The organism is Levilinea saccharolytica (assembly GCF_001306035.1).
Classification (GTDB): domain Bacteria; phylum Chloroflexota; class Anaerolineae; order Anaerolineales; family Anaerolineaceae; genus Levilinea; species Levilinea saccharolytica.
On sequence record NZ_LGCM01000027.1, the window covers coordinates 159,992 to 174,484 of the forward strand.

A 14,493-nucleotide genomic window follows, 5' to 3' on the forward strand; every position below is an offset into this window, starting at 1 on the left:
CCGCGGCAGGGAACCCTCTTCCTCGTCACCTGTTCCTTGCCCCACCCCAGAACAGGTCATGCGCTATTTTTTTCTTTTCCATCCGCCGATCGTTGATGATCGCTCTCGCTCCACCTCCGTGTTTACAGGTTATCGGCATTATACCCGATATTTTCAGGGTGGGTATAATGGATGTATGCCCTTGTGTGGCTGTCTTCATCTCAGGAGGTCATCCATCATGTTAATTATCGCCGAACTTAAAGACCAAAACGGCCAGCCCATCGCCATTCTCACTGTCCCGCCGAAGGAATTTAAAACGGGGTCCAAAGGCTATTACGCCAACGCCAAAACCGTCATCGAGGGCAAGAGCTATCAGGTGCAAATCCAGCTGGTGGAAATCGGCTCCAAAAAAACCGCTTCAGATGAAGGCACCCCCAGCGCGTGATCAACTGAGGGTGCCCATCTTGCCAAAATCCAGACTTGCCTAGCTCTTGTGGTGCTTCTGGATCACTTCCAGTACCTCTGGGAAGTCAATCCCCAGCCGTTTCACCGTTTCCAGCGTCGGAACACCGTTCATATCCCACCCGCGGCGTTTGTACACGGCATCCACCAGCATCTCATAGCGGTCTTCTCGGTATTTGCGCAGCGCAGCCACCTTCTCTGCCGTGCTCATACCATCAATATTGATTCCAGCATCGTTAATCAAGGACTGATCGTAGCGTTCCTGCCTTGATTCATATTCCAGCTCGGTCACCGGTCCCATCGCCCGGTACGGTGGGTAATCATAGGCGCGCGTGCCGTACCCGCAGCGCGCATTGAAGATGCGCTGGAAGGTATACACACGCTCCGATTGCAGCATCAAATCTTCAATCCCCACCTTGACGCCGGTCACGCCCTCATACAGCCAGGTGTAGTTTTCCACATGCTCCGGCACTTTAGCAGGTTCTTTGGCGGTTTTGTTGCTCTCCGGGATAATATCATTCCACGGCAGTTTGCACAATCCGTGCAGACTGAACCACGTCCGCCAGATGGGGAAGTAATGCAGCGCCTCAGCCTTCGCCTCAAAAGTCGGCAGCTGCTTGTGCACCAGTTCCATGAAAATCAACCAGGCTTCGTCGTGCTGCGCGCCCTTCGAGGCCAGCGCGTACCCGCCTTGCTGAGTCAGCGACTCTTTGGTCATGTATTCGGAAATCTCAAGACCCTTCACTTCCATACCGATGTCCTGCAGGAAAGCCGCATCCGCGCCAAAATGCTCCACAAAGTATGCCTTCATATGGCGAATGCCCTGACCCACAATCAGACCAAAGCCCTCGCCCCGCGCCATCTGATGCAGCAGTTCCAACGCCGCATCCGTGTTCCCCCAGGTAAAATCCAACCCGCCGGTGTGTTCTTTGGTCAAAATGCCGTTTTCCCAGCATTCCATCACAAAAGCGATCGAGTTCCCCGCCGAGATCGTATCAATCCCGTAGGTATCGCAGTAGAAGTTCAGTTCCAGAATATCGTTCGGGCAGAAAATATTCAAATTCGAACCTAAGCCGCCCAGGGTTTCATACTCTGGCCCATCCACAAACACCTTTTGGCCCTTGTAAGGCCCAGAGCGCAGTTCGTATTCATTCACCGCGTGAGCGCAGGCCATCGTGCAGCCGTACCAACAGCCGTCCGGTCCACGCCGGTCAAATTGCGGCTTCCACACGTCTCCGGCGATCTTATGGGCCTCGTCATGCGCCCCAAAGCGGTAATTCTGCGTGGGCAGCAGGTCGAAGCGGTTCATGATTTCCACGAGATACGGGGTTCCCGTCCCGCGCATATCGTTTTGCGATTCGTCAAACTGCGTGATTTCCCGATTGATGCGCTGTCCTGCCTTTTGCAGCAGCGCCATATCCGCCACACCGTTGCTGTTGGCGTTCATATTGCTGTAGCGCACCACAATCGCCTTAATGTGTTTATCGCGCAGTACCCGGCCGGCCCCACCGCGCGCCGCTTGTTTATAGCGGATTTCATCCCGCCGTGGATCATAATAACTCACGTTCAAACCGCACATGGCCACATGGTCGGCCGCCTGCCCGGCGGACACCACCGAGATGCCTCGTTTTTCCTTGGGGGTATCCCCGTACATATCCGTCAGCAGCCGCGCAATCAAATGCGTGTCCACCGGCTCCAACGGAGCCGTCTCCACCCGCACCTCACCCAGATCACCGTCTACGATGATAATGACGTCCTGTTCGGCCTTGCCCTGAATTTCAATCGCATCCCAGCCAGCAAACTTGAGATACGGGCCAAAATAACCGCCGCTGTTGCTGTCAATCGGTACACCCGTCTGCGGCGAAATGGTCACAGCTGTGCATTTCCCGCTGCCCGGGTAATTGGATATCCCCCCAATCACACCCCCCGTAATCACCAGCTCATTCTCCGGGTCGTTCCAGCGCGTTTCGGGGCGCGTTCCATTCCACAGCAGCCACAGCCCAAACCCTCTTCCGCCTGTGAAAACCCGTTTCATCTCTTCTGTGACCGGTTTGCTCTGGATCGTTAAATCTCCAAGATTCACATACAGCGTACGGTTTGCATAGCCGCGCTCCACAGGCCGCAGATCATAGGAAAACTCAGCTAGAAGTTGATGCGCTTCACGCGCTGCAGCAGGCGAAAGAACGGTCATGAAAAGTCTCCTCCGGAATATGAGTGGGGCCGAATCCAAAATGCCCTCATTTTATTATAGCCATTCGCCTTCCGTCTGCGAAAAACACATTTCCTCAACCGGGGCGACAAATGTCACCAGTCCACCCTCACGGTGTCAGGCGCGCGCTGGCAAGGCAAGGTATAATACCTTCGCATTCCCGAATCACACCTGGAGCTTCACATGTCCTTTGAGGAACAACTCGACCTATCTCTGCGTTCACGCTTCACTTTGCTGCTCATCACCACCCTGGAAGAAGAGCGCGTTCTGGAAACCATCCGCGCCCTCTGCGACCGCTTGCAGCGCACCGGCCTCACCTGGGATCTTGCAGACGGTTTCCAATGGTTGACCAAACCTAACGGTGTTCTTCCCCAGGCGCGCGATCCGCAAACCGCCCTCGACCAAATTGAAAAATTCACCTCCCCCACGGCGCTGTTTATCCTCAAAGATTTTCATGAATCCTGGACAAACCCGCAAATTAAAAGGAAGCTGCGCTCCCTCGGACAAAAGCTCAAACAAACCCAAAAATCCCTGCTCATCACCGCGCCGGTTTCTCGCGTTCCCGATGAACTCCGCGATGAATTTGTGATTATCGAACACCCTCTCCCCGATGCCAGGGATATGGAACAGGTGCTGAAAAACCTCACCGGCCAGCCCGGTGTGCGCGTCAATCTCACCCCGCTGGGGCGCGAAAAAATCGTTCAGGCAGCCCTCGGCCTCACCTTTGCCCAGGCGCGGCGCGTGTTCTCCAAAGCCCTGGTCACCGACGGCATATTAGATGACCGCGACATCCAGTTGATCACCGACGAGAAAAAACAGATCATCCGCGAAAGCGAAGCCCTGGAATTCTACGCCGTCAGCGAAACGCCCGAAGATGTCGGCGGTCTCGAAGTGCTCAAAGCCTGGCTGCGCCTGCGTGAAACCGCCTTCTCACAGGAAGCTCGCGATTACGGCCTGCCTGCGCCCAAAGGCATCGCCCTCATCGGTATCCCCGGCACAGGCAAAAGCCTGACCGCCAAGATGATCGGCGGTCTTTGGCGCCTCCCCCTGCTGCGCCTGGATGTCGGCGCACTCTTCGGCTCGCTGGTGGGTGAATCCGAAGAACGCAGCCGCCGCGCCCTGCACCTGGTCGAAACCGTGGCCCCCTGCATCCTCTGGATTGACGAGATGGAAAAAGCCCTGGCCCACGGCGGCCTGGATTCCGGCACCAGCACCCGCGTGTTTGCCAGCATCCTCACCTGGATGCAGGAAAAAACTTCTCCCGTCTTTGTCGTGGCCACCGCCAACGATATCGCCGCCATCCCCCCCGAGCTCCTGCGCAAAGGCCGTTTCGACGAAATATTCTTCCTGGATCTCCCCACCGAGGATGAGCGCCGCGAAATTTTCACCGTCCATCTGCGCAAACGCCGCCGCCTGCCTGAAGATTACGATCTCGACCGCCTGGCAGCCGAATCCTATGGATACGTCGGCTCTGAAATCGAACAAGCCATCATTGACGCCATGTACATTGGCTTCAACGATTCGCAGCGCGAATTTACCACCCAGGACATCTCCACCGCCCTCAAACGTCAGGTTCCCCTCTCCATCTCTCATCGGGAACGCATCATGGCGCTGCGTGCCTGGCTGGCCGAAGGCCGTGCCCAATCCGCTTCCTTCTACGAATCCGGTGAAGCCGCCACGCGGTTCGTCGATATAGACCCATCCTAATCTCATGCCGCCTGCATCGACCCAGAATTTCTCGCTGCTGCGCGCCCTGCTGCTCAATTCGCTGCCTGCCGCCCTGGGGGGCAGCTTTTTGCGCGCCCTGGCCCTGCAATTCCTCATTCACAAAATCTCGCGTCCCTCCCATCCTCAGGCGCTCATCGTTCTCGCCCAGGGCGTCTCCGCTCCGCTGGATAGTGAAGCCCGGCGGCAAATTGCCGCCTGGGTCGATAAGATCAAACCGTCCTCCGGTTACGATTCGCTTTGGGAAAGCTGGAAACAATCGCGCAGCGCCGATCTAGGGCAGGCCCTGCGCGTGCTCAACCGCACCGCCCAGCCAGCCTCCCCCGCCTATGCCCTCAGCCAAATCACCCTGGGCTATGATCAGCGCCTGGCATCTTCCTCCTCCAGCCGCACCGTGCGGCAGGTGATTGACCTTTTCCTCTCCGATCCCCAAGAAAACGTCCGCGGCGCCGCCGAACAAATCCTCCTGCACTTGAAAAAAACCGAGGCGGTGGAAGCCCTCTTCGCCGAATGTCGCCAGCGTAAAGAGCCTCGTCTGGCCGAATTAATCCTGCGCGCAGCCTATCCGGTCTCCCCATCCTTTTCAGCCGAGGTGTTGGTGTTCAGCGCCTTGCTCACCAATCACCCTGAAACCCTTTTCAACCTCTCACCCGAAGGTCTGCCCTTTCTCTGGGAATATGCCCAGGGCAGCGACGCCGTCCTGGCGGAGCGCGCCCAATTCTGCCTGCACAACCTCCAGCACCCCGAAACCATCTCTCGCTTCGCCGCGCAGTGGGCCGAATCTCGCACCCCAGAAATGGAAGCCGTGCTGCTGCATGCCGCCTATGTCCCCGCCGCCTCCGAAGGGCTGCGCCTGCTGTGCGCCCTTAAAGTTGGCCGCCAGGATATCGCCCGACGCACTTCGCCCGCTCAGCTTCAAGATCTGTTTACCTTTACCCAGGATCCAGACCCTGAGATCGCCGCAGCAGCCCGCGCCGCGCTGCTCTCCCTGGAAGATCAATCCGCCCTGGATGCCCTTTGCCAGCAGTTCCTGGACACACAGGACACCGCCCTGCTAGAGCTGATCAAAACCGCCGGTTATTTGCCCACGAATCCCGAAGACCAGGCCGCGGTCTTATTCCTCACCGGCCAGTATGACCGCTATGACGCTCTGGACTTCGACCAGCGCCTGCTGCGGACCTTCTTCGCGGCTACCACCCAACGGGGCTTGCGCCAAAAGATCGTCCGCCGTGTGCAGGAGGCCGGCCGCGTACAGTACCTCACCATCCTGACCGGTTCCGATTTTCGCTCCACCGCCGCTGTCACCAGCCGCGATGAAGCCTCGGTGATGATTCGCGTCCTGGCTGCCAACCAGGAATGGGAAAAGCTCTGGCGGCTCATTTTTGAGTTCAACCTCAGCAGCGGCCTGGAAGCATTGCAGCGCCTGCAGAGGCAGCATTGGCTGCCCGCCGCCCCTGAGGATCAGCTCTGCTTTCAGCAGCTGCTCGAGTTGTCTCAGCAGCCCATGCAAAAGGACGCCCAGGCGGCCGCCCAGGAAATCCCCTGGGTTTTGGAACGTGAGCGCCTGCGCGTTTCCGGTCGGGTAAATGACATTGCCTTTTCGCCCACCGATCCCCATCTCATCCTGGCCACCGATCGGCGCCAGGCGGTCATCTGGGACTATCAGCGCGCGCAAGTCGCCCAAAAAATCGGCAAATTTGACCATTCTCTGGGTTCTGTGGAGTATTCCTCCACCGGTGAGGTCTATCTGGCGGAGCGCACCAACTCCCTCACCGCATCTTGCGGGCTGTACGGCTGGAAAGAAGGCCAACTACGCAAAATTGGTGCTCACAACGGTTCCATCACCGCCCTGCGCCCATTGAAAGATCAGCGCGTGCTCACCTCTGGCCGTGACTTCCGTGCTTATATTTGGGATGCCCGCCAGTCCAATTCCGCCGTCGCCGTGCCTCTCAACGACAACTGGCCCCGCTCCGTGGCCGTTTCTGACGATGAAGTCTGGATGCTGGTATTGCATGAAAGCCTGGACCTCATTCGCCTGGATGATCTCACCTATCATTTCTTCACCTTTCTGCGCACCAGAGCCGCCCGCAGTATCTATCAATTCGCCCTCTTCACGCCGGAACCCTCCCAATTCCTGGCTGCCCAGCGCAACGGGGAGCTGCTGCTTTTCACGCCCAGCAAAGACCACGAAGCCTATTATGTCGGCCGTAAACGGCACAAGTTTTCCTCCTCTCTGGCGGGCCTGGAATTTTTGGATGACCGCAGCGGCATCGTGGCTGCCACCACAGCCGGAGAGATCCAATTGCTCTCCTGGCCGCAGCTCAAAGTCAACCATTCCTATTCGTCTGGCACACCCCTCACCTCGCTGTGCCTTTCCCCCGACAGCAGCTTTCTGGCCGTGGGCACCACTGCTTCCAATCTCACCCTCTATGATCTGCGCCAGTTAAAGATTCCAGACCTCCTATCGATGCCCTTAGGCCAGGCCACCCAGGCGCATTTCGCCGCCCTGCAAACCCTCCTGCAGAGCAGTGCCCCCCTCAGTGGCCCGCTGCGCAGCGCCCTCCAATGGGTGTACCTGTGCCTCTCGCAGCGTTTTCGCTTCGATGTGGAAATCGGCGCCATACCCACCCTGACCGTCGGTGAATTTGATATTCTTCTTGAGGAGTGAAGTCCATGTCCCCCTGGTTTTCGTCCAACCAAGAACCGCAGCGCGAAGAAATTCACGAATTTCAAAATAAGATCCAATCCCTGCAAATGGAACTCACCGAGCGTGATAAAATCATCGCTGCCCTTCAGGCCGACCTGACCCGTTTGCGGCTTCAGCAAGATGAGCTGCAAAGTGCCGCCGTCGGTCAGGCCCTTGAGCAATATATCAAAGACATCGCGCCCACCGCCGTTCAGATCTACACGCAAGCGTATTTGCTGGAATCCCAGACTCGACCGGTGGCCGCAGAAAGCATCGCCCTGGCTGCTGTCCGATTGCTGCACGGTCTGGAGCCGCTGGGATTCCAGACCATCGGTGAAATCGGGGCAAACGTCAGTTTTGACCCCACCCTGCACATGCCCCTCAGTCCCGATTCTGAGCCCGGGTCAGGAGAAGCTGCGGTGATCCGTCTGGTAGGGATTGCCTTCCGCGGTCAGGTGCTGCGCAAGGCAGGTGTGGAACGTAGAAAGGATTGAGCATGGCCGGCCGTTTAGCTGTTGATTTTGGCACCTCCAACACCGTTCTGGCACTCTGGGATCCCACCCATCAGGAAGGGCTCCCGCTGCGTCTGTCAGAGTATTCACGCTCTTATCAGCAGGACGGCTCACCCGTCTATGTCATCCCCTCACTCATCCACTACGCCGAAGACGACCGGCGTTGGATCGGCAGTCAGGTCATCCAGCGCGGCCTCTACCAATCCCAACGCACCTTTCGTTGGATGAAGCGCTACATCAGCAGCCGCAGCCCCATTCGCGTGCGTCTCAACGGCCGCGAGATCACTCCCTATCAGGCAGGTGAAGATTTTCTTTCCACCCTGCTGCTCTTCGCCGGGGAAGAAACCGGCGCCAACCAGGAAGAAGTCGCCTTTTCCGTGCCGGTGGAGGCCTACGAGCATTACGAAAACTGGCTGGTCAAGGTGGCCGAAAATGCCGCCATGCCGCGCTTTCGCCTGATTGATGAGCCTTCAGCCGCCGCCCTGGGGTACGGTGCCCACATCCAGCCCGGCAACGCTTATCTGATCTTTGATTTTGGCGGCGGCACCCTGCATGCTGCCGTCGTCCTCATGGAAGCCGAAGCCTCTCAAGACGGCGGGCGCCGCTGCCGGGTGTTGGGCAAAGCCGGGCGCACCATCGGCGGGACCAGTATTGATCAATGGTTGTACATGGATTTTCTTAAGCGCAATCAGCGCCTGGAATCCGATGAAGAAATCCGCCGCCTTTCCAATCTGCTTCTGGTCGAATGTGAGCGCGTCAAGGAGACTCTCTCCTTCCAGGAATCTGCCGACCTGAATCTAATCAACCCCGATTCGGGCGAGATGCTTTCCGCCGCCTACACTCGTTCCAACTTCGAAGAAATCTTGGATCAGCACGAACTGTACGCCGGCATCAACCACACTGTCCGCGGGGCCATCAACGCCGCCCGCGAACGTGGGTATAACGAAGAATCCATCCAGGCCGTTCTCATGGTCGGCGGCTCCAGCCAAATTCCCTCCGTGCAGCGCACCTTGCGGCAGTACTTTGGCAAAGAGCGCGTCTTTTTCAACCGCCCCCTGGACGCCATCGCCCGCGGGGCCGCCGCCTTCGTGGCCGGGGTGGATTTCTTCGACCATATCCAGCACACCTACGCCATCCGCTACATCAACCCCCAAAAAGGCACCTACGATTACCATCCCATTGTGCCCAGCGGTACGCGCTACCCCACCACCCAACCCGTCTCCCGCCTCACCATCAAAGCCTCCTATGACGGCCAGAATCAGCTCGGTCTGGCCATCTACGAAATGAGTCACAACACCGCGCCCAGCAAGCCGGAGATGGAGCTGGTCTTTGACCCCACCGGAGCCGCCCGCGTCATCCAGTTGTCTCCGCACGAACAGGAACAAAGAACCCTGTATTGGATGAACGAATCCAGCCCCACCTTCCTCAGCGCCGATCCACCTGCCCGTCAGGGTGAAGCCCGCTTTGAGGTAGAATTCAATATTGACGCCAATAAGCGTCTCACCATCACCAGCCGCGATCTGTCCACCGGAACGCTGACCCATAAGGACTTCCCGGTGGTTCGCTTAGTATAATTGCTGGAACCCATAGGTTTTTGGAGGTCAAAATGTCGCATTTCTCTCGCATCAAGACCAAACTAGTTGAACGTGTGTATCTCCTGGCGGCCCTGAAAGACCTGGGCTACCAAGTTGAAGAAGGTGATTTAAAGGTGGGCGGCTTTGCGGGCGCAAGTCAAAAAGTGAACATCAAAGTCAAGTTAAACCTCAGCTACGATATTGGTTTCCGCGAGACTCCTACTGGCTACGAACTGGTGGCCGATTGGTGGGGCGTTCGCGGTCTGGAAAAAGATGTCTTTCTTGATAAACTCAGCCAACGCTATGCGTACCATGCCACCCGGTCGCGCCTGGAAGAACAAGGCTTCACCCTGGTAGAAGAAACCACCGAAAAAAACGGCGAAGTCCGTTTGGTTCTGCGCAAGCTGGCCTGACCCTCAGGCAAAGGAGATCGGAACATGGATCTGCAAGAGATTGAGATCACCATCAACAAAAAGGGGCAGGTAGAGATCCACGTGCGCGGCGTCAAAGGCAAAGCCTGCCTGGATCTGACCCAAAGCCTCGAAGCCGCCCTGGGGGGCGAAGTCCTCCTGCGCGAAATGACCCCCGAAGCGCTGGACGAAGACAACCCCCTGGGAAATTCACAGCAGTTGACCACCAAAAGCTAAGGCCAGTACCCTGCCGTGACCTCTGCGCTTCAAGTGCACCATCTGGAACCGTCCAGCAAGGTGAACGGCCCCGGCCAGCGCGCCGTAGTGTGGCTGCAAGGCTGCACCCTGGCCTGCCCGGGCTGCTTCAACCCGCTGACTCACGCCCCCAAGGGCGGAGCCTCCTACGCAGTGGATTCCGTCTATCAGTGGGTTCAATCCCTGCCGCCAGAAAGCACTGGTCTCACCATCTCCGGCGGCGAACCGCTCCAGCAGCTGAGCCCCCTCATTCAACTGCTCCAGCAGGTTCGCGCCAACACCACCCTCTCGGTCATCCTGTTCACCGGGTACACCTGGGAGGAAATTCACAAAATGCCGGGGGCGTCCGCTCTCATGGGTCTGTTGGATGTGTGCATCGCTGGCCGCTTCCAGCAAGCCAGCCGCCTCGCTCATCATTTGGCCGGATCTGCCAACAAAACCTTCCATTTTCTCACCAGCCGTTACAGCCCAGCCAATTTCGAGCAAGTGGAGCAGGCTGAAATCATCCTGGCCCCCGACGGCGAAATTCGCATCAGCGGCATTAATCCGCCCGCCCTATGACCCCCGAAGATCTGCACGCCCTGGCCAAGTTTCTCAGCAGCGCCAACCCCCAGACGTTGGAGTCCAGCGCCCTGCAGCAATTCTTATTGCTGCGCGGGGCCGTGGCCGCTCTGCAGGACGACGGCTCTCACCAGGCGGCAGCCTTTTTAGCCCAGGCCGCCGCGGATTGCCCCATCCCAGAAACCCGCGCACTGGCCCTTCAGGCCCTGGGGCTAATGGCCTCCCAGGGTTCTCCCGATGCCCTTCGCCAGCTTTTTGACCTGTACTTCACCTGGGGCAGCCCAGACACTGCCCAGCAAATTATCACCCGCGGGCTTATCCATCCGGACCCCCAGGCGCAAAATGCCTTCGCCTTCCTCACCCAGCCGCCCGACCAATGGGCCAGTCAACCGCAGGCCTACACCGCTCTCACCGCCTTCTATCGCCAGGCCGAGCCGGCCGTTCAGAAGCATCTCCTTCAGGCAGCCAAAAATTACCACCTGTCCCCCTGGATCTGGATCGTCACCATCGCAGCATCCCCCGATCAACCCGAAGCCTACGCGGACATCCTGAATCACGGCTACCCCACCCTCAATGGCGAGCTGCGCGCCCTCTTCCTCGCTGTTCTGTCCGAACACATACAGAAGGGCAGTCAGCCAGCTGCGGATGCACTGGCGGCTTTATTCTTACGTTTCGACGATCCCCAGGCCCTGCAAACAGCCGTAACCCTCAAAGCCGCCCCATCCGACTCGCTGCAGCGCGCCTTGTTCTTCTTCCTCTCCGGCCAATGGGCGGAATACGAGCGCGTAGATTTTAACCACACGCTGCTCACATCGCTTTACGAAAGTGCCTCACCCGCTCTTCGCCGCCGCATCCTAGCCCAAAGCCGCACCTCCGGCCACATCGAATGGCTGAACCCGGCTGGCGCGGTCCGGCCGCGCTGGCTTTCGGAGCTTTCTCCCGCCGATTGGCAGGCAGCCGTCCAATCCCTGGCCCAATCCGACCGCACCGCGGATCTGTGGAAGCTGATCCTGGTTTCCCCGCCCACCGAATCGGTGCGCATCCTCGACGTCCTGCGTTCGCTCCAATGGCAGCCGCCCAACGCAGAAGACCGCGGCTTTTATTCCCAATTGTTAACCCTGGCGGGCGATTGTCTCAAGACCCCTTTCACCCTGCCTCAGCCGCGCCGCCTGAAGGGGCTGGAAGCTGTGGTATCGTCCCTGCTCTTCGAACCCTCCGGAAAACATCTCATCGTCGGAACTGCTGCCTCGGCCATCCACTTCTTTGATATTCCTCATTGGGACTTGCAGGGTCAGGTCATCCTGGCTCCCACCCGCCCCATTCGCACCCTGGCGGTCAACACCCAGGGCTCCTATCTGGCTGCCGCGGGCGGTGATAACGCCGTCCATATTTTCCGCCTGGATAATTTTCAGCTGGCCAAATCGATCACCGGCCACACCAATTTGATCCGCGGCCTGGCCATCGCCGCCGATGAACGCACCCTTTACAGCGCCGGGTTTGACGGAACCGTGCGCGCCTGGCGCTTTCCCGTCGGCGGGGAACTCTGGCAGGCTGCCCCTGGGGATCAGGAAATCACCGCGCTGCACTGCTCTGCCCAGGGCGACCTGCTCATCACCACCGGCAGCCTCGGCAAATTGCACGTTTGGGGCGCAGCCGACGGGCAAATGCTCTGGGAGCTGTCCGCGCATGACGGCCCCATCACCGCTTTAGCCCTCTCACCCTCCTCCGCCGCTGCGGTCACCGCCGGGCGCGACAGCCGTCTGTGCATCTGGAATTACGCCAGCGGACGCAGCCTGAACCAGTTCAGCCTCTCTTCCGAAACAGGCCGCGCCACCTGCCTCGTCCATCACCCCACCGCCTCAGCCGTTTTCATGGGGGATGACCGCGGTCAAATCACCTGCTGGAATCCGACCAACGGACAGGCTCTGCTGCCTGCGCTCACCAGCCATTCCAAAACGGTCCTCGCTGCCGCCATCTCACCCGACGGGCGCTTTTTGGTCACATCGGGCATGGAGGGCGCTTTGCTTGCCTGGGATTTAGAGCTCTTCCTTTTAACCCATCAGAATCTAGAACAGCTCACCCCAGCCGCTTTGCCGCGCGTGCAAAGCCTGCTGACCGCTGCTGCCCGCCCAACAGAGCGCGTCTGGCTGTCCTATGTGCTAGAAATTCTCCGCCGCCGTCAAAAATACGAAATCGAACTGGGTTCCGCTGTCATCCAGGCCGGAGAATTTGATATTCAGCTATAATGAATAAAACCAACTGAAAGAAGGTTCCATGATTCAGCTGTTTCAACGCTTGATTCGTTGGTTTTCTACGCCCCAAAGCAGCCCAACGATACACAAGCGCAATTTTGTAAATGTTCAAATTGACGCCATCGGTGTTGGCCTGGCCAACGCCGCCGCGCCCTTCTTACCGGTTTTCCTCGCCCGCGAAGGGGCCTCCAATCTGGAGGTCAGCCTGCTCACCACCATGCCGGCCGTCACCGGCCTGCTGCTGTCTATCCCCATTGGCCGCCTGCTCCAGCGCCAGCGCGACATCGTCCCCTGGTTTTCCGGCTCCCGCCTGCTCTATCTCACCTCCTACGCTCTTACCGGTCTGGCCATCTGGCTGGTTCCCAAAGATTCTCTGATCTTCACCATCCTGCTCGTCTGGGCTTTAGTCACCATCCCCCAGACCGCCCTATCCATCTCCTTTTCCGTTGTCATGAACGCGGTGGCTGGTCCGGTCGGCCGCTTTGAGTTGATGAGCCGCCGCTGGAGTATTCTCGGACTCACCACTTCCATCACCGTCATGGCTGTGGGCTGGACCTTAGATCGGCTGGCTTACCCCCTCAATTACCAGATCGTGTTCCTAGGCCTGTCCATCGGCGGGCTGATCAGTTACTATTTTTCCAGCCACCTCACCCTGGAAAAAGTCACCCCGCCGGCCGAAATCCGCGCTCGTTCCATTCGCGAAAGCGTCCAAAACTACCTGTCCCTCATCTCCTCCCAGAAAGCCTTTGTCAGCTTTGTGGCCAAACGGTTGGTTTACAACACCGGGGCCATCCTCTCCGTCCCCCTGCTGCCTCTCTACTTCGTGCGCGAGGTAAAAGCCAGCGATTCCTGGATCGCCACCATCACCACCGCCCAGACCGCCATCCTCATCCTCGGCTATTTCTTCTGGACCCGTCAATCCCGTTCCAAAGGCGCGCGCAAAGTCCTGCTGTGGACCACGTTCGGCCTCTCGCTCTACCCCCTGGCCGTGGCTCTCACCCATCAGGTGGGACTCATCGCCATCTTCGCCGGCGTCGCCGGTATCTTTCAGGCTGGGCTGAACCTGGTATTCTTCGATGAGCTGATGAAAACCGTGCCGCCCGAGTACAGCGCCACGTTTATCTCCTTTTCTCAAAGCCTGGAATACATCCCCTCCATTCTTGCCCCCCTCCTGGCCTCATTCTTGGCCAGTTGGATTGGCCTGGGCGCCGGCTTGCTCATCAGCGCCGCCTTCCGCCTGATTGGCTTTCTCCTGTTTTTCTTTGAAAAGCAATCCCCAGCTTCCGCTCGCGCTTAAATGTTGGATGAGAGTTTGGATTTTTGCGCCAATTTCTGCTAAGATTGGCTATAATATTGATGATATTTACGATCAGCATTATCTGTATAGAAGACTGAGGCCGCTATGAAGAGAAGCAAAGCCAAACTAAAACAATCCAATTCTGCCCCTTTATTGATGATCCTGGCTGGCACCGTGCTGATCGTCTCTATCCTGATCTGGCAGGTTGTCACCAGTGCCCAAAGCGCAGCCAGCACCGCCACCCCGGTGGGTGAAATCCCGGTAGACCGCATATCCCGCGTCGCCCTTGAACAGGCCAAAACCGCTTTTGACACCAAGGCTGCCGTGTTTGTGGACGTGCGCAGCAGCGGCTCCTTCCTCAACCAGCATATCACCGGCTCCGTGAGCATCCCCCTGAACGAACTCCCCAGCCGGCTGGGCGAGCTGGGCAAGCAGGATTGGATCATCCCCTATTGCACTTGACCGAACGAAGAGAGCAGCGCCCGTGCGGCGCAAATCATGCTGGCCAACGGATTTACCAACGTTACCCCACTCCTGGGTGGTTTTGAAGCCTGGATCAATCAGGGCTATC

Annotated in this window: 12 protein-coding genes; 11 read left to right on the plus strand and 1 reads right to left on the minus strand. The window is 58.3% G+C overall.

Annotated elements, in window-relative coordinates; translation table 11 throughout:
- Positions 1 to 217: 217 nt before the first annotated feature.
- Positions 218 to 424 (plus strand): hypothetical protein, encoded by a 207-nt coding sequence (locus ADN01_RS06860; protein ID WP_062418551.1) that lies wholly within the window; start codon positions 218 to 220, stop codon positions 422 to 424.
- A gap of 39 nt (positions 425 to 463) precedes the next feature.
- Here ADN01_RS06860 and ADN01_RS06865 read toward each other — a convergent pair whose 3' ends face one another.
- Positions 464 to 2,632 carry an aldehyde ferredoxin oxidoreductase family protein gene (locus ADN01_RS06865; protein ID WP_062418552.1) on the minus strand — a complete coding sequence of 723 codons (2,169 nt, stop codon included), beginning with the start codon at positions 2,630 to 2,632 and terminating at the stop codon, positions 464 to 466.
- Between the two features lie 201 nt (positions 2,633 to 2,833).
- Here ADN01_RS06865 and ADN01_RS06870 point away from each other — a divergent pair, with 201 nt between their 5' ends.
- The 10 genes from ADN01_RS06870 (at position 2,834) to ADN01_RS06915 (ending at position 14,384) form a co-directional block, all read left to right on the plus strand.
- Complete coding sequence (locus ADN01_RS06870) at positions 2,834 to 4,357, plus strand: AAA family ATPase (RefSeq protein WP_062418553.1); 1,524 nt, start codon at positions 2,834 to 2,836, stop codon at positions 4,355 to 4,357.
- A gap of 4 nt (positions 4,358 to 4,361) precedes the next feature.
- Complete coding sequence (locus ADN01_RS06875) at positions 4,362 to 7,043, plus strand: WD40 repeat domain-containing protein (RefSeq protein WP_062418554.1); 2,682 nt, start codon at positions 4,362 to 4,364, stop codon at positions 7,041 to 7,043.
- A 5-nt stretch (positions 7,044 to 7,048) separates the two neighbouring features.
- A complete protein-coding gene (gene grpE / locus ADN01_RS06880) occupies positions 7,049 to 7,555 on the plus strand; it encodes a nucleotide exchange factor GrpE (protein ID WP_062418555.1) in 507 nt (168 codons plus the stop codon).
- Between the two features lie 2 nt (positions 7,556 to 7,557).
- A complete protein-coding gene (locus ADN01_RS06885; RefSeq protein WP_062418556.1) occupies positions 7,558 to 9,147 on the plus strand; it encodes an Hsp70 family protein in 1,590 nt (529 codons plus the stop codon).
- 32 nt (positions 9,148 to 9,179) lie between these two features.
- The gene (locus ADN01_RS06890; RefSeq protein ID WP_062418557.1) at positions 9,180 to 9,560 is read left to right on the plus strand and encodes a DUF1257 domain-containing protein; all 381 of its coding nucleotides are present in this window, start codon (positions 9,180 to 9,182) and stop codon (positions 9,558 to 9,560) included.
- A gap of 24 nt (positions 9,561 to 9,584) precedes the next feature.
- On the plus strand, positions 9,585 to 9,794 hold the full coding sequence (locus ADN01_RS06895) for a DUF2997 domain-containing protein (RefSeq protein WP_062418558.1): 210 nt from the start codon (positions 9,585 to 9,587) through the stop codon (positions 9,792 to 9,794).
- Positions 9,795 to 9,809: 15 nt separating this feature from the next.
- Positions 9,810 to 10,373, plus strand: a complete 564-nt coding sequence (locus ADN01_RS06900; RefSeq protein WP_062418559.1) for a 4Fe-4S single cluster domain-containing protein — start codon at positions 9,810 to 9,812, stop codon at positions 10,371 to 10,373.
- The gene (locus ADN01_RS06905; RefSeq protein ID WP_062418560.1) at positions 10,370 to 12,619 is read left to right on the plus strand and encodes a WD40 repeat domain-containing protein; all 2,250 of its coding nucleotides are present in this window, start codon (positions 10,370 to 10,372) and stop codon (positions 12,617 to 12,619) included. Before ADN01_RS06900 ends, ADN01_RS06905 begins: the two co-directional genes overlap by 4 nt.
- 28 nt (positions 12,620 to 12,647) lie before the next feature.
- On the plus strand, positions 12,648 to 13,922 hold the full coding sequence (locus ADN01_RS06910; protein WP_062418561.1) for an MFS transporter: 1,275 nt from the start codon (positions 12,648 to 12,650) through the stop codon (positions 13,920 to 13,922).
- A 105-nt stretch (positions 13,923 to 14,027) separates the two neighbouring features.
- Positions 14,028 to 14,384 (plus strand): rhodanese-like domain-containing protein, encoded by a 357-nt coding sequence (locus tag ADN01_RS06915; RefSeq protein ID WP_062418562.1) that lies wholly within the window; start codon positions 14,028 to 14,030, stop codon positions 14,382 to 14,384.
- Positions 14,385 to 14,493: the final 109 nt, after the last annotated feature.